Origin of the sequence: Nostoc sp. PCC 9305, assembly GCF_963920915.1 — a bacterium.
Taxonomy (GTDB): domain Bacteria; phylum Cyanobacteriota; class Cyanobacteriia; order Cyanobacteriales; family Nostocaceae; genus Nostoc.
In genome coordinates this window covers 1-20,863 of record NZ_CAWUDN010000056.1, presented here as the reverse complement: position 1 = coordinate 20,863, position 20,863 = coordinate 1, and the positions used below count along the sequence as shown (strand labels likewise).

Annotated in this window: 18 protein-coding genes and 1 pseudogene; 11 read left to right on the top strand and 8 right to left on the bottom strand. The window is 42.9% G+C overall.

Annotated elements, in window-relative coordinates; translation table 11 throughout:
* The first annotated feature begins 1,029 nt into the window (after positions 1 to 1,029).
* Positions 1,030 to 2,199 (top strand): RNA polymerase sigma factor RpoD, encoded by a 1,170-nt coding sequence (gene rpoD / locus ACM0OX_RS20625; RefSeq protein ID WP_094353188.1) that lies wholly within the window; start codon positions 1,030 to 1,032, stop codon positions 2,197 to 2,199.
* A gap of 123 nt (positions 2,200 to 2,322) precedes the next feature.
* Here rpoD and ACM0OX_RS20620 read toward each other — a convergent pair whose 3' ends face one another.
* Positions 2,323 to 2,508, bottom strand: a complete 186-nt coding sequence (locus ACM0OX_RS20620) for a chlorophyll a/b-binding protein (protein ID WP_334896117.1) — start codon at positions 2,506 to 2,508, stop codon at positions 2,323 to 2,325.
* A gap of 459 nt (positions 2,509 to 2,967) precedes the next feature.
* Positions 2,968 to 5,454, bottom strand: coding sequence for a DNA gyrase subunit A (gene gyrA, locus ACM0OX_RS20615; protein ID WP_414516863.1), 2,487 nt, complete (start codon positions 5,452 to 5,454; stop codon positions 2,968 to 2,970).
* 285 nt (positions 5,455 to 5,739) lie between these two features.
* Between gyrA and ACM0OX_RS20610 the strand changes: the two genes are divergently transcribed.
* Positions 5,740 to 6,144 (top strand): response regulator, encoded by a 405-nt coding sequence (locus tag ACM0OX_RS20610; RefSeq protein ID WP_289796406.1) that lies wholly within the window; start codon positions 5,740 to 5,742, stop codon positions 6,142 to 6,144.
* A 190-nt stretch (positions 6,145 to 6,334) separates the two neighbouring features.
* Here the strand turns inward: ACM0OX_RS20610 and ACM0OX_RS20605 are convergent, their stop codons facing one another.
* Positions 6,335 to 7,228, bottom strand: coding sequence for a tetratricopeptide repeat protein (locus ACM0OX_RS20605; RefSeq protein ID WP_335187172.1), 894 nt, complete (start codon positions 7,226 to 7,228; stop codon positions 6,335 to 6,337).
* A 424-nt stretch (positions 7,229 to 7,652) separates the two neighbouring features.
* Between ACM0OX_RS20605 and ACM0OX_RS20600 the strand changes: the two genes are divergently transcribed.
* The 6 genes from ACM0OX_RS20600 (at position 7,653) to ACM0OX_RS20575 (ending at position 14,052) form a co-directional block, all read left to right on the top strand.
* Positions 7,653 to 8,210 carry a hypothetical protein gene (locus ACM0OX_RS20600; RefSeq protein ID WP_414516862.1) on the top strand — a complete coding sequence of 186 codons (558 nt, stop codon included), beginning with the start codon at positions 7,653 to 7,655 and terminating at the stop codon, positions 8,208 to 8,210.
* A gap of 101 nt (positions 8,211 to 8,311) precedes the next feature.
* Positions 8,312 to 9,931 (top strand): efflux RND transporter periplasmic adaptor subunit, encoded by a 1,620-nt coding sequence (locus ACM0OX_RS20595; protein ID WP_414516885.1) that lies wholly within the window; start codon positions 8,312 to 8,314, stop codon positions 9,929 to 9,931.
* A gap of 22 nt (positions 9,932 to 9,953) precedes the next feature.
* Positions 9,954 to 11,234, top strand: coding sequence for an ABC transporter permease (locus ACM0OX_RS20590; protein WP_414516861.1), 1,281 nt, complete (start codon positions 9,954 to 9,956; stop codon positions 11,232 to 11,234).
* A gap of 174 nt (positions 11,235 to 11,408) precedes the next feature.
* Positions 11,409 to 11,687 (top strand): hypothetical protein, encoded by a 279-nt coding sequence (locus ACM0OX_RS20585; protein ID WP_414516860.1) that lies wholly within the window; start codon positions 11,409 to 11,411, stop codon positions 11,685 to 11,687.
* A gap of 163 nt (positions 11,688 to 11,850) precedes the next feature.
* A complete protein-coding gene (locus ACM0OX_RS20580) occupies positions 11,851 to 12,522 on the top strand; it encodes an ABC transporter ATP-binding protein (RefSeq protein ID WP_414516859.1) in 672 nt (223 codons plus the stop codon).
* Between the two features lie 117 nt (positions 12,523 to 12,639).
* On the top strand, positions 12,640 to 14,052 hold the full coding sequence (locus ACM0OX_RS20575; protein ID WP_414516858.1) for a TolC family protein: 1,413 nt from the start codon (positions 12,640 to 12,642) through the stop codon (positions 14,050 to 14,052).
* A 269-nt stretch (positions 14,053 to 14,321) separates the two neighbouring features.
* Here ACM0OX_RS20575 and ACM0OX_RS20570 read toward each other — a convergent pair whose 3' ends face one another.
* Positions 14,322 to 16,586, bottom strand: a complete 2,265-nt coding sequence (locus ACM0OX_RS20570; protein WP_414516857.1) for a cation:proton antiporter — start codon at positions 16,584 to 16,586, stop codon at positions 14,322 to 14,324.
* Between the two features lie 177 nt (positions 16,587 to 16,763).
* Positions 16,764 to 17,582, bottom strand: coding sequence for a class I SAM-dependent methyltransferase (locus ACM0OX_RS20565; RefSeq protein ID WP_414516856.1), 819 nt, complete (start codon positions 17,580 to 17,582; stop codon positions 16,764 to 16,766).
* Positions 17,583 to 17,588: 6 nt separating this feature from the next.
* Between ACM0OX_RS20565 and ACM0OX_RS20560 the strand changes: the two genes are divergently transcribed.
* Together ACM0OX_RS20560 and ACM0OX_RS20555 are read left to right on the top strand one after the other, a co-directional pair.
* The gene (locus ACM0OX_RS20560) at positions 17,589 to 18,338 is read left to right on the top strand and encodes a class I SAM-dependent methyltransferase (protein ID WP_414516855.1); all 750 of its coding nucleotides are present in this window, start codon (positions 17,589 to 17,591) and stop codon (positions 18,336 to 18,338) included.
* A 75-nt stretch (positions 18,339 to 18,413) separates the two neighbouring features.
* Positions 18,414 to 18,686 (top strand): annotated as a pseudogene (locus ACM0OX_RS20555) (Uma2 family endonuclease); the annotation flags it as partial.
* Between the two features lie 10 nt (positions 18,687 to 18,696).
* On the opposite strand, the gene ACM0OX_RS20550 reads toward ACM0OX_RS20555, so the two are convergent.
* From ACM0OX_RS20550 to ACM0OX_RS20540, 3 genes are all read right to left on the bottom strand, one after another.
* On the bottom strand, positions 18,697 to 18,993 hold the full coding sequence (locus ACM0OX_RS20550) for a hypothetical protein (RefSeq protein ID WP_414516854.1): 297 nt from the start codon (positions 18,991 to 18,993) through the stop codon (positions 18,697 to 18,699).
* Positions 18,994 to 19,086: 93 nt separating this feature from the next.
* A complete protein-coding gene (locus ACM0OX_RS20545) occupies positions 19,087 to 19,665 on the bottom strand; it encodes a Uma2 family endonuclease (protein ID WP_414516853.1) in 579 nt (192 codons plus the stop codon).
* 35 nt (positions 19,666 to 19,700) lie between these two features.
* Positions 19,701 to 20,168: a VOC family protein gene (locus ACM0OX_RS20540; RefSeq protein WP_334896145.1), complete on the bottom strand. Its 468-nt coding sequence runs from the start codon at positions 20,166 to 20,168 to the stop codon at positions 19,701 to 19,703.
* 75 nt (positions 20,169 to 20,243) lie between these two features.
* On the opposite strand from ACM0OX_RS20540, the gene ACM0OX_RS20535 reads away from it, so the two are divergent.
* Entirely contained in the window at positions 20,244 to 20,717 is a 474-nt protein-coding gene (locus ACM0OX_RS20535) for a DUF4385 domain-containing protein (protein ID WP_414516852.1), read from the top strand.
* The last annotated feature ends 146 nt before the right edge of the window (positions 20,718 to 20,863 follow it).

Genomic DNA, 20,863 nt, shown 5'->3' with positions numbered 1-20,863 from the left:
AGCTGTTGGAAATACACACCATAAGGCTGAAAACTTGTTAATATCTTCATGTAGTGCCGTGGCGATCGCGATCGTATCGTATGTATCTAATGTACTTTTGCCTAAGATAAGACGATATTGGCAAGTTCACAGTACAAATTGTTTTTGAATTGATTAAAATATCCTTGTATACAATAAAAAAAGTTTGTCAAGTTTCATAAGGCTGAAATCGCCACAGTGCGCTAACGTGTGAATAAGACCGAATTAGTAAACCTAAATTGATCTCCGATCGGGTCGATTCTGCCACCGCCTCAACTCCTCAGTTAAGGTAGTTAGTACGCAGAAGGTTAACTGCTTTCAGGCAAGCACCACCACCGTTGTTGTATTTACCCAAGGACAAGACCCGTTTTAGTCTAAGGGATGCTTAATTTATGAAGGAAATGTAAAAATGGGTAGGTTAAGACGAATAGTCTGAGTTAACATCAAATGCACTCTTTCTCAGTAATTAATGTTGTGTAAAATACATGAAATTCGGCAGGAGCAAGCGTACTTACTTCGTAATGTAATAAGAGCGTCACTGCAATTCCGAAAAGTGGAGAAAAAATTTCCGGGTACAAATCCCGTTTTCAATGTCTTTTTGGTGAAAGTAGCTAAAAGTTACTTAATGAATTCATGATTAATACACAAAAAGAGTGCAATTTCTGTGAAACAGGCTACAATCGGAAGAGTCTTTATACGAAAATCTGCCAACAGTCTGAACTCATTTGTATAGAGTGGCAATTTTTTTGATAAAGGCAAGTATTTTTTTTGACCAGTTAGTTGAAAGCAATATGTGATAGCAACACATATAACATTTACTAAAGTGAGCAAGTCACCTTTAGCATTTGCTTGAACTAAAGTAAAAACCCTCCTACCGGAGGTGTAAAACTTCCGAAAATATCTCTGGCAAATCTGCCAAAAAACTTATTTTCGGTTGGCAATTGGCTCGTTTAAAAGAGCCGTAAACACATCTTGAGTAATTGATTCTGCAAGGAGCATGAGGAACGCGGCATGAACCAGGCTAACAACGTACTCGAAAGCATATATCAGCCTGACCTAGAAATAATGAATCAGCCTGAGCTCGAGTTAGAAGAACTCTTAATAGACGATGAAGAGGACTTGCTGATCATCGATGAAGGTGACGAGGAATTTTTAGAGCCTCAGTCTGATGAGGACGACGCAAAGTCTGGAAAAGCCGCTAAATCGCGTCGTCGGACACAAAGCAAGAAAAAGCACTATACCGAAGATTCAATTCGGCTTTACTTGCAAGAGATTGGTAGAATTCGTCTGTTGCGGGCAGACGAAGAAATTGAATTGGCGCGGAAAATAGCCGATTTACTGGAATTAGAGAGAGTCCGCGAAAGACTCTGCGAGCAATTAGATCGCGATCCTCGAGATAGTGAATGGGCAGAAGCAGTACAACTGCCACTACCAGCCTTTCGTTATCGCCTCCATGTTGGTCGTCGGGCGAAAGACAAGATGGTGCAATCTAACCTCCGTCTTGTAGTTTCAATTGCCAAGAAATACATGAATCGTGGTTTGTCGTTCCAGGACTTAATTCAGGAAGGCAGTCTCGGTTTGATTCGTGCCGCTGAAAAGTTTGACCACGAAAAAGGTTATAAGTTTTCTACATACGCTACATGGTGGATTCGTCAAGCAATTACCCGTGCGATCGCAGATCAATCCCGCACAATTCGTCTTCCAGTTCACCTTTACGAAACCATTTCTCGGATTAAGAAAACTACCAAGTTACTATCTCAAGAAATGGGTCGCAAACCCACTGAAGAAGAAATCGCTACTCGCATGGAAATGACCATTGAGAAGTTGCGGTTCATTGCGAAATCTGCCCAGTTACCTATCTCATTAGAAACGCCTATTGGTAAAGAAGAAGATTCTCGATTGGGCGATTTTATTGAATCCGATGGTGAGACACCAGAAGACCAAGTTTCCAAAAATCTTCTGCGCGAAGACCTTGAAAAAGTCCTCGACAGTCTCAGCCCACGCGAACGCGATGTTCTCAGACTGCGTTACGGCTTGGATGATGGTCGGATGAAAACCCTTGAGGAAATCGGCCAGATTTTCAACGTCACCCGCGAACGAATTCGTCAAATTGAGGCGAAAGCACTCCGCAAGTTACGCCACCCAAATCGTAACAGCGTTCTCAAGGAATATATTCGGTAGTCATTAGTCATTGGTCATTAGTGAATAAACAAATGACAACTGACAAATGACAAAAAAATAAAACCTGGTAGTGAATTAGCACTCCAGGTTTTTTTATTTATAGGTCATCTTGGATATTAAAACTTATAGGATGCCCCAAAAATGTAGGAAGCCCTGACCAGAAAAAATCTCAACTAAAACGGCTGCTGAAAAGCCAATCATTGCCAAGCGACCATTCCAAACTTCTGCTTGTGGAGTAAAGCCCCAGCGCCAAGCGTTGCGATCTTCAATTACGGGAGTAGTGACTTTTGTTGTACTTGCATTTGTCATGGTTAGAACTCCAAATTCAATTTTTAAGGTTTATTGCCTTATGTAAACTAATATAACAAATATTTTCAGAAAGGCAACATTTTTTATACTTTTGTTTCCATAGCTTGACATAAATAGAAATAGCTATTTATACAGATTCAAGCATCTGCCTTCAGTGAGATTTACTGAGGTAGAAAAAATGTTATCTAGATTTCTACTGTCATAGATAATCTGAGTTTTATTGATATTAATTATCAAGTGATTCTTTTGTATTGCTTGATTTTCAATATAGTTTATTATTTGAAATTAAAAATTATTGATAATTAATAGAGATATTGGAGTCAAAATACTGCCCAGAACCCCGACTTCTTCAAGAAATCGGGGTTGATACTGTTCGGTTAAGGTAAGAGACGCGATGAATCGCCGTCTCTACAATAATCAGTCTGTCGGAAACTGGGAACGAGATCAGCCCTACATAATTTACGATCGCACTTCGGCCACGGTGATGATTTTTTCATCGCGGTTGAGTTGGAGGATGCTTTCACCTTTGACATCTCTCCCTAAGAGCGGCACTGTTTCCACAGGTATTCGCACTACCCGCTCTTTATTCGTCACTAAAGCGACCTCGCCAGATGCGATCGCCATAACCATACCAGCTAAATTGTCAGTTTTGCTAGCAAATTTCAGCGCTTGCGTCCCCAAATCACCGCGATTAGCCGCTCTCAACTGACTCGCAGCCATCCGCTTGGCATATCCTTCTTGAGTAACTAAGAGTAATTGGTCATCTTTACCGACAGTGACACAGCCAACCATTTGCTGATTTTTCAATAGTCGAAATGCTTGTAAACCCATCGCTGTGCGTCCCATGACCGGTAATTGTTCATCATTGACTGCAAAGCGCAACATTCGTCCACCGGAACTAGCTAAAATCAGATGCGCCCCTGGAGCGGTGAATTGGGTAAATGACAATTCATCATCATCTTTGAGCTTCAAAATCGTGATGCCGCGCCGAGTCAGGTTAGCAAATTCTCCCAGAGAAAGACGCTTAATTCTTCCCTGTTTTGTTAGAAGAATCATCTGCCTAGTTTCGAGATTTTCTGGCAGCAAAAAGCGGCTGACTACAGCTTCTTGAGCGCCTTGAGCAGTACTACTGAGCATAGTAATCAAAGGTTTTCCCCGTGGAGAACGCCCAGTCGTTGGGGGAATTTCTCCCACATTCACCGGGTAGACTTTGCCGCCACCAGTTAGTATTAGCAAGTCTTTCCCTGTATCGGTCAACACCGTTTGGATAATAAAGTCATTATCGTGTAGACCATTTTCAGCTTTTGACTTTCTCCCAGATGGCTGAGTGCGGCGGACATAACCCCGTTGGGTAAATTCTAAAATCGCTTCCTCTACTGGTTCAGAAGATTTAAATTCCTCCTCCTCTGCCCCTCTGCCCTTTTGCTCCTCCGCCCTAGACTTCTGCTCCTCTCCAATTTTCGTCCGCCGGGGATCGTTGTACTTGCGCTTGAGCGATCGCAAATCTTTTTTCAGCGCCTTCAATAATTCCCGGCGATCGTTGAGTAATTGCTCCAATAAACTAATTTGTTCGCTGATTTGCTCAAATTCCTGCTGCAAATTTTGCTGTTCTAAACTAGTGAGGCGACGCAACGGCATAGCCAGAATTGCATCTCCTTGTACCTCACTCAAATCTAGTTGGCTACAAAGATTAATTTTTGCTGTACTCCCATCGGGAGCTTGGCGCAAAATTTGAATTACCTCATCCAAATTAGACAGCGCTTTCAGCAAACCTTCCACCAAATGCACGCGACTTTGAGCCTTACCCAACTCGTAATTGTAGCGACGGTTCAGCGTCTCTTCTCGGAATTTCAAAAATTCCTGCAACAGTTGACGCAAACTTAACTGGCGGGGTTGTCCATCCACGATTGCGAGGAGAATGGCCCCAAAAGTCATCTGTAAAGCAGTTTGGTGATATAAATGCTGGAGAACTTCTTGGGGATTGGTATCGCGTTTGAGTTCAATTACCACCCGCATCCCTTCGCGATCGCTCTCATCCCGAAGATCGGAAATTCCTTGCAAGCGTCCTTGATTTACTAAGTCCGCTACCTTCTCAATCCAGGCAGCCTTATTCACTTGATAAGGCAATTCTGTAATGATAATTGCCGTCCGTCGCTTGCTTCCCCTCGCGGCTGGAATTTCCTCCAGAGTTGCAACTCCCCGCAGCAGAATTCCACCTTTACCTGTGGTATATGCTTCCCGAATTCCCGTCTCACCAATTATTTCCCCACCAGTGGGAAAATCTGGCCCTGGAATTAGCTCAAATAATTTTTCATCTGGCAAATCTGGGTTGTCGATTAAGGCAATTAACCCATCGACAACTTCCCCCAAATTGTGAGGTGGTACATTTGTCGCCATTCCTACGGCAATACCAGAACAGCCATTGAGCAACAGAAACGGCAGCTGAGCAGGTAACACCGTTGGTTCTTGCTGGGAATTATCAAAGTTCCCGACAAATTCCACAGTTTCTTCGCCGATTTCTGTCAGCATTCCCTCATGGCTGATGGGTGCGAGGCGCGTTTCTGTGTAGCGCATCGCCGCTGGCGGGTCATTATCGACACTGCCAAAGTTACCGTGTCCTGCTAGCAAGGGATAGCGGCTAGAAAAATCCTGCACTAGCCTGACTAAAGCATCGTAAACTGATTGGTCGCCGTGGGGATGGTATTTACCCAACACATCACCCACTACACGGGCACATTTTCGATAGGGTCTATCTGGTACTAAACCGAGTTCGTGCATTGCATACAAAATACGCCGATGCACTGGTTTTAAGCCATCACGCACGTCTGGTAGCGCTCGCCCGACAATCACGCTCATGGCATATTCTAGATAAGACCGTTGCATCTCGGTGTGCAGGGCTGTTGGAATTACCTGTCCCGTTGAGAGAAGGTTTAACTGTTTTGCCATGAGTTTTTTCCCTGAAATTTAACTACACAAAAGCCGATGGAACTCAACACTGCGGCAACCACAGCATAACGGATGAAATGAGATTCATAACAAAATTTTGATAGTCACAGAAGAAAAAGCAGTAGTATCATCCTTGATGACGAAGATGTACATTGACTATTAAAAAGGATGCACACGAGTATAATCTACATAAACTTAGTAGCCATGATACTTACCATGATTGCAAATCTTTAATTTTGTATTCTGGAATTCTTGAATCTCCTCACCTCTATAACTAAAATTCTCATGAAAACTGTTTTAATTGTTGAAGACGATCTAATTAATGCTCGTGTTTTTTCCAAAATTTTGTCCAAGCGTGGCGGCTTGGGTGTGAAACACACTGAAAATGTGGAAGAAGTCATCAAAATTGCCCAATCAGGAGAAGCCGATTTGATTTTGATGGATGTTTCTCTCTCCAGAAGTGTTTACCAAGGCAAGTCTGTTGATGGAATCAAGATTACACAAATGTTAAAATCCGATCCAAAAACAGCAAACTTACCTGTGATTCTGGTGACAGCACATGCTATGGAAGGCGATCGCGAGAACTTTCTCAAGCAAAGCGGTGCTGATGGCTACATTTCTAAGCCAGTTGTTGACCATCAACAGTTCGTTGACCAAATCATCGCACTTCTACCCACAGACGAAAACTGAGAATTAAAGACTTATTTCAGGAATACTCGCCCGCAAATGTTTTGGGCGACTAGTTCCTGTATTTATCTAGTATAGATGTACTACGAAAAGGTACTATTAGGCAAGTGGGGAATGGAGAATAGGGAATAGGGAATAGGAAAAAAAATTACCTCTTTCCCCTCTGCTCCCCTGCTCCCCTGCTCCCCTGCTCTTATTGAGTAGGCTGTTTTCTAGGCGTAGGCGCTGATGATGAGTTTTCTCGTTGCTGTATGGCTGCTTGAATACGGGGTAATTCTAGGAATTTTTTCGTATCAGACAGTAGACGATCGCCCCAGAGATTTTCTTTGAGGAAATTCAAATTAGCATAGCGCGAATCGATACGGAGTGCAGCTTCTCCCAAGGTTAGTCCTTGTTGGCGCTCGCCTTTAGTATACAGTGCCACGGCTAAGGCCAATAAAGGTTCTGCGGCTTGTTTGTCAAGGGTTACAGCAGATTGCCATCGCTTAATCGCTTCGGGGATATTACCCTGTTCGTAGTTGATTAAGCCAATGTTGTTGAGCGCCGGCCAGAATTTTTTATCTTGGGAGACGGCTTTATCGTACTGGGCGATCGCATCTGGCAATTTACCCATCAGATAGTAAGCATTACCCAAATCAAATAACCCCTCTGGATCGTTGGGTTTTAACTTCAAACCATCTTGATAATTGACAACAGCAGCCTGGTAATTTTTCTGCTGAAAATTCGCTGAACCTAAAGCAAAGAGAATATCACCATTTTTGGGGTTGAGAGATTGCGCTTTTTTCAGACTAGCGATCGCCCCGTCAAACTCTTTCGTTTGCAGTTGCAATCCACCTAACAGCAACCACACTTTATCATTCCCCGGAGCCAGTTGACTAGCCAGCCGCGCTCGTGGCAAAGCTAAGTCAACCTGTTGAAACTGAGCTAGTTGAGCCGCCTCTTGTGCCAAGCTCAACCCCTGCTTTTCTAATTTTGTCGCATCTAGTTGCAGTGTATGGGGTATTAATGCCTGCGCGTTAGCGGCTTTTGGCATACTCCATAAACTACAGACCATTAAAAGAGAAATCAAACGAACATGTTTAGGCACACTACCGCCTTTAAGCCACTAATCAAAGAATCTTTCAGCTAGCTTAAACGATCTGCGCTCTTGACGGTAGCAAAATCTTACCAATCTTGGGGAAAGGGATGCGGGGAGTAGGGAATAGGGTGGAGGTTACAGGGTACAGATTATTCCCTGTCACCTGTCACCTATCACCTCTACCCTAATCCCAATGTCGAATGCATAATGCTCATTAAAAAAATTGGTGACTTTGGTCATACATCAGTCTGGAATTACTAATGACTTTGGTCATACATCAGTTTGGATGTTTTGACCGATAATTATTATGTATGAATTTATACGATGAGGTAAATATTAAACACTTTGATATCAAAAAAAAGCAACTGTCTAAGATTGCTTAATTCATATCTCAGCAGAATAGAACTTTACTTGTAAATAAGGAGTCAATTTCATGTTGAAACCAAACCGGATATCGATAGTATTAGCTGCTGCTGCCCTGATAATTGTTCCTACTCTCTTGACTGCGCCTGCAAATGCTGAGACAAAAGCCTACGTTGGTGGCGATCGCGATCGAGATTGGAACCGCGACGGCAGATCCAATTCTAGAGAAGTCAGAAACTCTAGAGACAGGGATAATAATTGGAACCGTGACGGCAGACCCAATTCTAGAGAAGTCAGAAACTCTAGAGACAGGGATAATAATTGGAACCGCGATGGCAGACCCTATCCTGTAGAAGTCAGAAACCCTAGAGATCGGGATAATTGGAACCGTGACAACCAATTTAATGGCAGAGTAGTCAGACTTGGTAATGGTGATATCAGATATCCCAATGGGCAAATTATTCCTTCTAGATCCATAGTCAGACTGCGCGATCGAGATTATTACAGACTTCCTAACGGGGATATTCTGCTTCCCAATCAGGAAATTGTTCCTGCTGGGAGATTAGTGAGAGTGCGTGATGATTACTTCAGACTTCCTAGTGGATTGGTACTGCAAATAAACCTTTAAAACCCTAAAAGCTCAAAATCATTGTCAGTATTAGGCTACCAGGCTATAGTTTTAGCCGTGAATAAGTAGCTCGGTAGCCGTTCCTTATAGACAAAATGGATATGAAAATTGATACACCAAATACCGTAGATTCATCATCAGTTTTAGTTCCAGAGGTAAAGAAAAAAAAGGGCAGACGTAATTGGCTCTCTTGGCTAATTGCTCTTTGCCTTTTGGGTGGAATTGGCTATGCCGTTTATTACCAAGTAACGGTTGTTTCCCGTCAAGAAGCCAGCCGCCGGGTGCTGACAAGACCTGTACAAAGGCAGACCTTAACAATTACAGTTTCAGCCAACGGAACGGTGAAGCCTGAGCGGTCAATCAACCTCAGCCCGAAAAATTCCGGTATCTTGAAAAGGCTGCTGGCGAAAGAAGGAGATATCGTCAAACAAGGACAGATTGTCGCTTACATGGATGATTCCAACCTCCGGGGGCAACTTACCTCTGCTCAAGGACAATTGGCACAAGCCGAGGCGAATTTGCAAAAAGCGATCGCAGGTAATCGTCCTCAAGATATTGCCCAATCGCAAGGAGCATTAGACGAAGCCGAAGCGAATCTGCAAAAGGTACAAGCAGGGAATCGCTCTCAAGATATTGGCCAAGCACAGGCACGCTTGCAAAGCGCTCAAGCTGCCCTCCGCCAAGCAGAAGATGATTTTGTTCGCAATCAGCAACTTTACAATGCAGGCGGTATTTCCCTTCAGACTCTAAACCAAAACCGCTCCAATCGTGACAGCGCCCAAGCTAATGTAAATGAAGCACAGCAAGCACTGGGGCTGCAAAAAGCTGGGTCGCGTCCAGAAGATGTTGAGCAAGCACGAGCTGTAGTGAAGCAAAGACAGCAAGCTTTGGCACTTTTGAAAGCTGGAACGCGCCAAGAAGATATTAATGCAGCCCGTGCCCAGGTAACATCGGCTCGTGGTTCGCTGCAAAACATCCAAGCCGAAATCAATGACACGATCATTCGCGCCCCCTTTGATGGTGTGGTGACAAAGAAGTTTGCCGATCCAGGTGCTTTCGTGACACCTACAACTGCCAGTAGTGAAGTAGCTTCTTCTTCTTCTTCTTCAATCTTGTCTCTAGCTTCTACAAATGAAGTTGTCGCCAATTTAGCGGAAACAAATATTTCCAAAATCAGCCTTGGTCAAAAAGTCTCGATTAAAGCAGATGCCTACCCAGGAAAAACCTTTGAAGGTAAAGTCAGCCAAATTGCTGCCCAAGCAATAGTCGAGCAAAACGTCACCAGTTTTGAAGTGAGAGTATCACTTTCAGACCCTCAAAGACTACTGCGGTCTGGGATGAATGCGGAAGTAGATTTTCAAGTCGGTCAAGTTCAAAATGTTTTAGTAGTGCCAACAGCCTCAGTGGTACGCCAAGAAAATGCCACAGGCGTATTTGTGCCAGGAAAAAATAACAGACCTGTGTTCACTCGCATCGAGACTGGCGTCACCGCGAATAACTTTACCGAAGTTAAGTCTGGATTGACCGGAGACGAAAGGGTGCTGCTCAGTTTCCCACCAGGATCGCGTCCGCAATCAACACCAAGAGGAGGAGTTTTCCCTGGTCTAGGTGGAGGTGGAGGAGCCGGAGGTGGAGGCGGAAGAGGAGCAGGTGGCGGCGGAGGTCGTTCCGGCGGCGGTTCAGGTGGTGGTGGTCGTTCTCAAGGCGGTGGTTCCCCTTAAAGTTAGTTTTAAATAGAACATTATGTTTAAGAGATTTAAGGGCTTTTACAAAGTTAAAAATACCCGCACAGTACCATTGCTGGAAATATTGACAATGGCGGCAGAGACTCTGTGGAGTAACAAATTACGCACAGGTCTAACTATGTTGGGCGTGATTATTGGGATTTCTTCAGTGATTGCCATTACTTCTGTCGGTCAAGGGGTGCAAAAGGGGGTTGAGCAACAGATACAAGCATTGGGTACAGATGTGATCCAAATCTTGGCGGGTGCGGCAAGAAGCGGGAATGTCCGTCAAGGAGTAGGTTCTAGCAGTACCTTGACCTGGGAAGATGCGAAAGCGATCGCTACACAAGCGCCATCAGCACAGATGGTTTCTGCTTATCTCCAACGGACTGCTCAAGTTGTCTATGCAGGACAGAACACCTCAACAACCATTTATGGCACTGATTTGAACTACCCAGAAGTCAGAAATACTCACCCCCAACAAGGGAGATATTTTACTCAGCAAGAACTAGATACTGCCGCACAGTTTGCCATTCTTGGCCCTACAGTTCAAAAAACACTCTTTGCACAGGGTGAAAATCCGATCGGCGAGAAAATTCGGATTCAAGGAGAGGCTTACGAAGTGATTGGGGTGATGGAACCTAAAGGCGCTCAGGGGCCGATGGATCGAGATGACCAGATTTTTATTCCTCTAACTAGTATGTCGAAAAGACTGGTTGGGAACAATGCTCTGGTAGGTGTTTCTGTAAATGGAATTTTAGTCAAAGGCGCTAATCAGGAAGAGTTAGAAGCCGCTCAGTTTCAAGTTACCAATCTTTTACGGCTGCGTCATAACATTTATCCGCCACAAGCTGATGATTTTCGGCTGACTAATCAAGCTGATATTGTTAGTACCTTTACTAGTATTGTGGGTTTATTTACAGTCATGGTGGTAGCGATCGCTGGAATTTCTTTAGTGGTTGGTGGCATTGGTATTGCTAACATTATGCTAGTTTCTGTGGTCGAGCGGACGCGGGAAATTGGGATTCGCAAAGCCGTAGGAGCAACTAATTCAGCCATTCTCAATCAATTTTTAGCCGAAGCGATCGTGATTTCCATTGTCGGCGGAGGTATTGGTATGGCGACTGGCGTTTTATTAGCCTTTGTGGCTGCAAACGTCTTCAAATTCCCGTTTGTAATTTCTTTCTTGTCGATCGTTGCTGGCTTTGCACTCTCGTTAACTGTTGGCTTAATCGCTGGGGTAATTCCAGCACGGAACGCCGCAAAATTAGATCCAATCACCGCTTTACGTAGTGACTAAATAATTAAAACTTGAAAATTTCAAAATTAAAAGCTTCTCTTAAAACAGGTGAATATATGCAACTTGAACTAGACCATATCTTTGTCTGTGTTGAACCAGAAGCACCACCAGCAGATTTGCTAACTGCTTTTGGACTCACAGATCGCAACCAATAGTGACAATTTATCAGAACCATTGATTTTCATTTCACCCACAACTCAAAAACCCACAAATTATCCGTTAGAACGGCGACCTTTTTTAGTTCATAAAGTTGGATTCAAAGAAATTACAGCATTAAAAATTACCTTACCCGGTGTGCAAAACTTTTCTGATGAAGTTAGAACGCTAATTGAGCTTGGATTGGTGCAATTTTCATATGGCAGTTTTTACCAACTAGAAATAGAGTTTGATAACGCCAAAAAAGTTAATTCACAAGAATTTGATTCGCAACTACCAATTTTAATTAGATGGTGATTATGGGATTGAATTACAGTAACTAAATTATATTTACTGTAACATTGTAGATGATTTGCAAATATCTGGTGACAAAATTTAAATTATTCGCAGGTTATACAGTCAATCTAGCTTTTTGAAAATTCATAAACAACAACTAATAAGTTATTAATTTGAAATCAATATGCCAACAATGATTTGGATGGAATCTATTACTAAAACCTATCACTTGGGAGAAGTTAGTGTTCCAATACTCAAGGGAATTCAACTATCTATTGAAGAAGGAGAATATGTCTCAATTATGGGTGCGTCAGGTTCGGGTAAATCTACACTCATGAATATTTTGGGATGTCTGGATCGTCCGACAACTGGAGACTATATTTTTGAAGGCAGAAACCTGACGACTTTTGATGATGATGAATTAGCCTATATTCGTAACCAAAGGATCGGTTTTGTCTTCCAACAATTTAACCTATTGGCGCGGGCGACAGCGTTGGAAAATGTTATGTTGCCAATGGTTTACGCTAACTTACCCAAGCCAAAACGCCGGGAAAGGGCATTAGAAGCTTTAGAAAAGGTAGGATTAGGGGGACGCATCGCTAACCGCCCCAGTCAACTCTCTGGGGGACAACAACAACGAGTAGCGATCGCTCGTGCTTTGGTCAATCGACCTGCATTAGTTTTGGCAGATGAGCCAACAGGAGCTTTAGATACTGAAACTTCCCATGAGGTGATGAATTTACTGACTGAACTTAATAACCAAGGGATCACCATTGTGATTGTCACTCATGAACCTGATATTGCTGCTCAAACCCAAAGGATTATCCGAGTTCAGGATGGTTTGATTGTCGGCTAATTTGTTAAGATCAACCCTTTGAGGGGGAATTTAAGATTTAAATCTCTGTAGGTCAATCAGAATGAAAACTTTTGATTATATCCTCAAAAGAACCTAATTAGTTACTATATCTAGATTATGAATTTCAGCTTATTATTCGTGCATTTTACCTGGGTTACTGTCGCATTCGCGATTCTTCTTCCAAATGCAGCAAGTGCAGCAACTCCGCCAAAAGCACAGAATTCTTCAAGCTCTGTACAAGTTCCCGATCGCCTCAACCCCAATCCCAATCCTCTGCAATTTCCGACGAAACCGGAGGAAGTAAGGATTCAGGGAACTGTGCCAATCAGTTTGGCACAAGCTTTAGAACTCGCAAAACGCAACAATCGAGACTTACAGGTAGCTATATTACAGCTAGAAAGCAGTCGCTCGGCGCTACGCGAGTCTCAAGCTGCCTTATTTCCTACTCTTGGTATTAACAGTAGTGTGACTAATAGTGGTAATGGTTTTAATAACAATTCATCTCAAGCCAGCACCTCTTTTAATGGTTCAGCACAACTGAATTATAATCTCTATACTTCTGGGAACACACTAGCGACTATCCGAGCCGCAGAGGAACAGCTACGGATAGATGAATTAAATGTTGAAAGTCAGTCTTTGACAATTAGGTTAAATGCCACCACTCAATACTACGATTTGCAACAAGCAGATGAGCAAGTCAGAATTAATCGGTCTGCTGTGCAAAATGCCCAGGCTAGTTTGCAGGATACTCAAGCTAGAGAACAGGCTGGAGTGGGGACGCGGTTCGATGTGCTGCAAGCTCAGGTGAATTTAGCAAACGCCCAACAACAACTTACTAATGCGATCTCACAACAGCAAATTGCCCGTCGTCAGCTTGCCACGTTGTTAAGTTTATCGCAGTCAGCTGAGATCAGTGCCTCAGATCCCGTACAGTTAGCGGGTCTTTGGCAGCAGACGGTAGAACAAAGTATTGTCCAAGCGTTTCAAAATCGTCCAGAGTTGCAACAGTATTTGGCACAACGTAATATTTCTGAGCAACAGCGACGACAGGCACTTTCACAGCTTGGGCCGCAAGTTAGTTTGGTAGGAAACTACAATCTGCTAGATCGGTATAACGATGGCGCGAGCATTACTGATGGCTATTCAGTGGGACTTCAAGGAAATCTAACGGTGTTTGATGGGGGAGCAGCAAGAGCAAGGGCGGCTCAGTCGAAAGCTAATATTGCGATCGCAGAGACTCAATTTGCTAACCAGCGCGACCTAATTCGCTTTGATGTCGAACAGTACTATGCTCAATTGCAATCCAATTTAAATAATGTGCAGACTTCTAGTGTGGCCTTAAATCAAGCCAGGGAAGCTCTGAATTTAGCAAGATTGAGGTTTCAAGCTGGTGTGGGCACTCAAACAGAGGTAATTGATGCTGAAAATGACCTAACAAGAGCAGAAGGTAATCGCGTCGCAGCTATTTTAGATTACAATCGCGCTCTAGCTAATTTACAAAGATCGGTAACATCTAGAGCTTCGCGCTAAGACCAAATCATTAGATATCTGTTGAAATTAAATATGCGTTATCCAGAACCCTTGTAGAGACATAGCACTGCTACTGTCTCTACATTCTTTTTTACTGCAATGTCTATTAAATTAATGTATAGTTGATTGCTCAAAGCTTTGAAGCAACTGGGTTTATACTCACTACTCAGCACTCAACACTTTTTTTAGTGGTGGGGGTTGAGTTTTTTTGAGAACTCTCATCACTCATCACTCATCACTCATCACTCATTACTCATTACTCAGCACTCTTAAGGTACAGTAATTACCGCTACTGGACAATGAGCTTTACTCAGTATTACATCGACTCTATGACCGAAGAAAACGCGACCCGTAACCATGCGGATATTACTCCCTAAAATAATTAGGTCAACTTCCTGGGTTTTGGCAAACTTGAGGATTTCTTTTTCTGGGCTAGTTCCTTGAAGAATATAGGTTTTGACATCAGCACCCAGATTGCGGGAAATTGCTGCTTGCTGTTCGAGCATATCGTGAGCAATTTCCTTCACTGGAGCTAGCGATCGCTGTTCGTAAAGAATATACTCAACCTGTGGCAAATTAATCACGTTAACGATCATCACTAATGCCCCGGTTTGAGCTGCGATCGTACTTGCCATCTCTACAGCATTTTTACTATATTCTGTCCCCACCGTTGGCACCAGAATCTTTTTCAGCTGTTGTTGAGGTATTTTACATATCTCGCCTTTCGGTTGCGGTAGATGGGACTTCACCACCATTGTTGCACAAGGTGCTTCTTGGACAACCCGATCGACAAGCAAATTAAACAATGCTTTCTGGGGGCGGATCTGTTCCGAAGCTCCCAGTACAATCAAGTCATAGTTTTTGTTCGCTTCATTCAAAATTACCTCCGCTTTATTACGCCCCGACTCCGTTTTTGTTTGCAAGGTGGTATCAGCAGGTAGTTGCATTTCCTCAGTGACAGCAGCTAGAGCTTGCTCGGCAGCAGTATCTTTAACCTGGGTTGCCTCCATCCGGCGGGCTTTGCTTTGAGGTTGCTTATCACTCAGGGCATATAGAGATGTAACTTCTATCGAGTTTTGGTGAGCCATGTAACCGACTAGTTGCGCCGCCAGTTGGATGTTGGGGCCACCACTAGTAGGTATTAAGATACGGTGAATCTGCTTGATAAAGCTGCGGCTATCCTGTTCTTCTTGTTCCAAACGTCGAGCTTCCTCTTCACCCATAACCACTTTTGATAAAGTCCAGCGCAGCAGGGGTGGAGCCATTAGGGAAGTGACGATCGCTACCATGACAATAATCGAGTACATCTGGGGATTCAGCACTCCCAAAGATAAACCAATAGTGGCAACAACAATTTCCATCGCCCCGCGAGCATTCATCCCGGAACCCATTGCCAAACCTTCCCAATGACTCAAGCCGCCGACACGAGAACCAAGGTAAGCACCTGTAAATTTGCCCACACAAGCGACAGCGAGAACAATCAAGCCAAATATCAACGTCTGAGGGACTAACAGAGCGAGTAAATTAACTTTCAAGCCTGCTGAAGCAAAGAAAATTGGCGCTAGGAAGGCTGCTGTAAAGACTTCTAACATGTGCCCAGCTTCATTGCTAAAGCGACGGGATTGACCTGCTAGAATCCCCATTACGAAAGCACCTAATGCTGCTTCTAGACCTAATGCGTGGGTAAGTGCTGCTGCCGAGAGCGCAAGAATCAGCACAACCGACATACTTGCGGCAATTCCACCAACATAGTCATCAACCCAGCGCAAAATCTGGTCTACAATGGTACGCCCAATTGTAAAGGCGATCGCTAAAAATAATATAGCCGCGCTCACAGAATGGAAAATTGTCCCCAGGTCAAATTTGCCGCTACTAGCTAAACCCGAAACCACAGAAAGTAAAATCCAGCCGATGGTGTCGTCAGTCATCCCAGCAGCTAAGGTGACTTGACCAATGTCACGGCGAATCAGGTTTAAGTCCATCAACACTTTAGCAATTACTGGTACTGCTGAAATACTCATTGCTGTGGCGATAAACAGACTGAACACTAGTCGCTTTTCTGGGTCGGCTAAAAAACTATCTGGCAATAACCAGCCCAGGCCAAATCCGGTGATAAAGGGGACAATAATTCCGCCCAGTGAAATCAACAGAGCCGTTTTACCCTTACGCAGAATCAGCTTGAGATCCGTCTCTAACCCAGTCACAATCAGCAAAAATAACACGCCTAACCAAGAAATCACCGAAAGTAAATTAGACTGTTCTTGACTTTTGGGAAAGATGTGCGCCTGTAAATCTGGAAGGAGCAAACCAAATAGAGAAGGGCCAAGCAGCACACCCGCCAGTAATTCTCCAACAACAGGTGGTAGGTTAATCCGGCGCATCAACTCACCTAATCCCCGCGCGACGAGAAGCAATAGTGACAGTTGCACTAGCACCAACAGCAGCTCGTGATGACCGAGAGGTTTAATTAAACCGTCACCTGTTGCTTTCTGGGCAGCGAGTACAGGCACTAATATTAGGGACAGGTTTTGCATATAAGCGTCCAAAGGTTGGATTACAAATTTTTCAAGGGGCTGTTCAAGTAAATCCTGAAAATGTTTACTTGCACATCGGTCTAGGAGATTAAACTGTCATTGTCATTATTAATCGCAAGATTATCAGCTGCGATCGCCCTAAGCTATCAGGTAAGAAACAAAGCTTTGCTCATTCACTTATTTTCGAGCGCGAACAAACAACTTTGTAGTATCTTCCCAAATACCTCGATCGGTTGCTAGTTTCTCAATTTCAGCTTTGTACTCAACTTGCAATTGATTTAATTGTTCTGGTGATAATTTGGAGAACAGAGGATTACCTTTAAAATTTATATTAATTACTGTCATCGATAATCTGTTATCACTAAGAGTGCGATAACGTCCTGATGGCTCAATCTTAATTTCGATATCTCTAAAACCTACCCGATCGAGTAAATTCCGACATTTTTCTGGAGTCCCAATTGGTTCAAGGATATGTGGTAGCGATACACCCAAAACTATAGTGCAGATCCTCTGCTGAAGAGAGGCCATAAAAGCAGTTTCGGGAGGACAAGTAAATGCTACAAATCCTCCGGGTTTCAAGAAACGATACCACTTTTGCAAAATAGCAAGTATATCAGGAAAAAGTACAATTGCCTCACAGCAAAAGACAACATCAAAACTACTCTCACTAAAGTTGAAATATTCTACATCCGCCTCAATTAACTCGATATTTTGTAATTTTGCTGCGGCAATTTTTTGTCTTGCTTGATGCAACATTCCAGGGGTCATGTCAATCCCAATCACGGAGCCATCTGAACCAACTTTTTCAGCTGCGGGTATCGCAACTAAACCTGTTCCAGTCGCCACATCAAGGATTTTCTGCCCCGAATGTAGGGGAACAAATTCAAGTAGAAGCTTGGCTTCTAAAGGATGGCGAGTATCTTTTTCATGGTCATAAGTCGTTCTACTACCATAAAATTCTTTTAGTTGCTGCTTATAACTATCCAGATCGGTCATAACCAAATGTCAAAATTTATCCACTTTATAGTACCTCTTGTTGCGATCTTGAGTTGTTCGCTGCTGAACCCAGCCCTGACAGCACAAGCCGCGTCTTCATCCACCACTGTTTACGAACAACGGATAATCCACAGTCCAGATGGTATTGGTAAATATTACATGGGGCGCGAAATTGCCCAAGTTATGGGATACACTGGCGCTGGCTGGCTAGAACGTCCCAGTCGAGAGAGAGAGGAACAGCCAAGTAAGGTAGTCAGTGTCCTCAATCTCAAACCTAATGATGTGGTGGCGGATATTGGCGCTGGTACAGGTTACTTAAGCTTTCGCATCGCGCCGTTATTAACAGCAGGTAAGGTGTTGGCTGTAGATGTTCAACCAGAAATGTTGGAAATTATTGAGTTATTCAAAAAAGAGAAAAATATCACTAATGTTGAGCCTGTTTTAGCCACTTTTACTGACCCCAACTTACCATCTGAAAGTATCGATTTAGCCTTAATGGTGGATGCTTATCATGAACTTGAGTATCCCCAAGAGGTGATGCAAGGAATTGTGAAAGCACTTAAACCAGGTGGGAAGGTGGTGCTGGTTGAGTATCGGGGTGAAAATCCTTTTATCACGATTAAACGTCTGCACAAGATGACTCAAAAGCAAGTCCGCAAAGAAATGCAAGCTGTTGGTTTGGTTTGGCGGGAAACTAAAAACTCGTTACCTCAACAGCATTTAATGGTGTTTGAGAAACCCAACACTAATTCGTAATTCGTAATTCATAATTCGTAATTAAGGTGTCAAGCCATAATAATAAAGTAAGACTCCTTGCCAGAGCAGAAAATCATGGTCAACCTATCATTCAAGCAGCGAATTCCTCATTTAGAAAATGGCGATCGCCTGACTCGCTACGAATTTGAGCGACGCTATCAAGCAATGCCCCGTCATCAAAAGGCAGAATTAATTGAAGGGGTTGTATATTTGGCATCCCCATTACGCTTTGAAAGTCATGCTGAACCACATGGTCATCTAATCGGCTGGTTGTGGACTTACCAAATTGCCACTCCTGGTGTGAGATTGGGAATTGAGCCAACAGTCCGCTTAGATCGAGACGATGACTATTTTGGCATCAGTCTATTTTTTGGGGAATGAGACTGGCGCTTTTGGTTGCACTATCCCAAACAATCCAGTTAAGAGAATTATCTAAATCATCGGGGCTGTTTGAAACTTTAAAATATAGCTTTTCTTCACGTTTTCTTTCAATGGCAAAGTCGGCATTTTGAGCATAAGCGACTATAAAACCTTTGTCTCGTAAACAATACATCGCCCAGGCTTTCAATGATTGCTTGTATGGTTCGTGTGGAATTGGTGGTTTTGCGATCGTGTCTTCAATTACTTTAAATATTTCCGTGATTTTAGCGGCCATAGTAAATTAAGTAGAGTTAGTTTGTTAAGAGCTAGGGCAGTAGTCAGGAGTGGAGCCAGAGACGCTGCTGAATTCTGACTTCTGAATTCTTCTTCAACTCCAAATTTTTGTCAGATTTAGTACAAAACCAGGTAAAACACTTTCTCCAGAAAGAGTTTGAGGTGATTTTAAAACTTCCACATTTTGTCCAGGACGATAAATTTCTACTTCCTGTTTTTTTCGATTTATTAGCCAACCTAAACGACACCCATTTGACATATACTCATACATTTTTTCTTGAACTTTTTTCAAAGTGTCAGATGGCGACATTATTTCAATTACAAAATCAGGACATAAAGGAATAAATTTTTCTCTTTGTTCTTTTGTCAAACTGTCCCAACGATATTTTTCAACCCAAGAAACATCAGGAGAACGATCGGCACCATTTGGTAAAGTAAATCCAGTGGAAGAATCAAAAACCTCGCCTAGTTGATTTTGTTCATTCCATGATGCTAATTGCAGAATTAAATTAACGTTACTTCTTCCAGTTTCTCCTCCCGTTGGTGGCATTATGATTAATTCTCCTTGGGCATTGCGTTCTAGTTGTAAATCGGGGTTTTCTTTACACAACTGATAAAACTGCTCTCTTGTCAGTTTAAGAATTGAATTAAGATTTAATGTCAGTGCTGTCATAGAAGTATTTCCCTTTTTTACTGACAAATAATTATTTAATGGACATCTGGATCGCAACGAATTTCAATCATAAAGCCATCTGGATCGTAAAAATACACTCCTCTACCAGTAGGACGAGTGACAGGGCCATGTGCGATCGCTATTTTATTTTCTCCGATCGCTGTCACCGCGCGATCGAATAACTGCGGATCGATGTCAAAAGCTAGATGGTAGGCTCTAGTGAAGGTCTTTTCTGGATTGGGATCTGGTGGTGATAATTCTGGTTCTCCAAATAAATCCAAAATTGTACCATCCGGGGTGATAAAGTTGGCTACTTTCCCAGATGCGACAAGTTCCACCAGGGTTGCGGGTACTTCGTCGCCTGTGAGTTCGTGCAAACCCAGGATTGTGCCATAAAAATAGCGCGAAGCTTGCATATCCTTGACGTTGAGGGCAATGTGATGCACTCTACGCAGACTTCCTGGCGCAATAACACTGTTTAGGGATTGGGTGCTAGATAGCATAATCAAATAAATCTCAATACTTAGATAGAAGTTGAACTTTTTTTTAAAGTTTACTATTCCTAATAAAAATCTATCATGGCTTTTGATTATTCTTTAGACTTTAAAAATATTGATTTTCGCCAACATCCTGAACTCTATCGCGTTGGGAAGGGTGAGCAAGGTGTACTTTTGGTTGAACCATACAAATCAGAAGTTCTTCCTTACTGGCGGTTCAAAACTCCTGATATTGCTAGAGAGTCGAGTGAAAAAATTTACGAGATTTTTCTTGATTATTTAGAGAAAGATGATTTTGTCGGTGCAGATATGGCACGGAAGTTTATCCAAATGGGTTATACTCGCTCTCGCCGTTATGCTAATCATAAAAGCGGCAGGAAGTATAAACAAAATTCGGAAGATTCAGGTTCCAAAAAAGAGATTCTTCCCTATGAAGTAGACCCAGTGAAAGCGGAATCGGCAGCAATATTTAAAGCCAAGTGGTTAGAAGCAAAGACAAATAAGAAATATCGAGAGCTTTTAGCCAAACATAAGCAGATGTATGAGCTAGAGTAAAGCACTATTAACTTTCAATTGAGCGGCTTTCGGAAAGTGTATTACGTGAATGAACCTTTTAGCTTCGTGAATGAACCTCTGAGCTTCGTTGATGAACCTTTTAGCTTCGTGAATGAACCTCTGAGCTTCGTTGATGAACCTTTTAG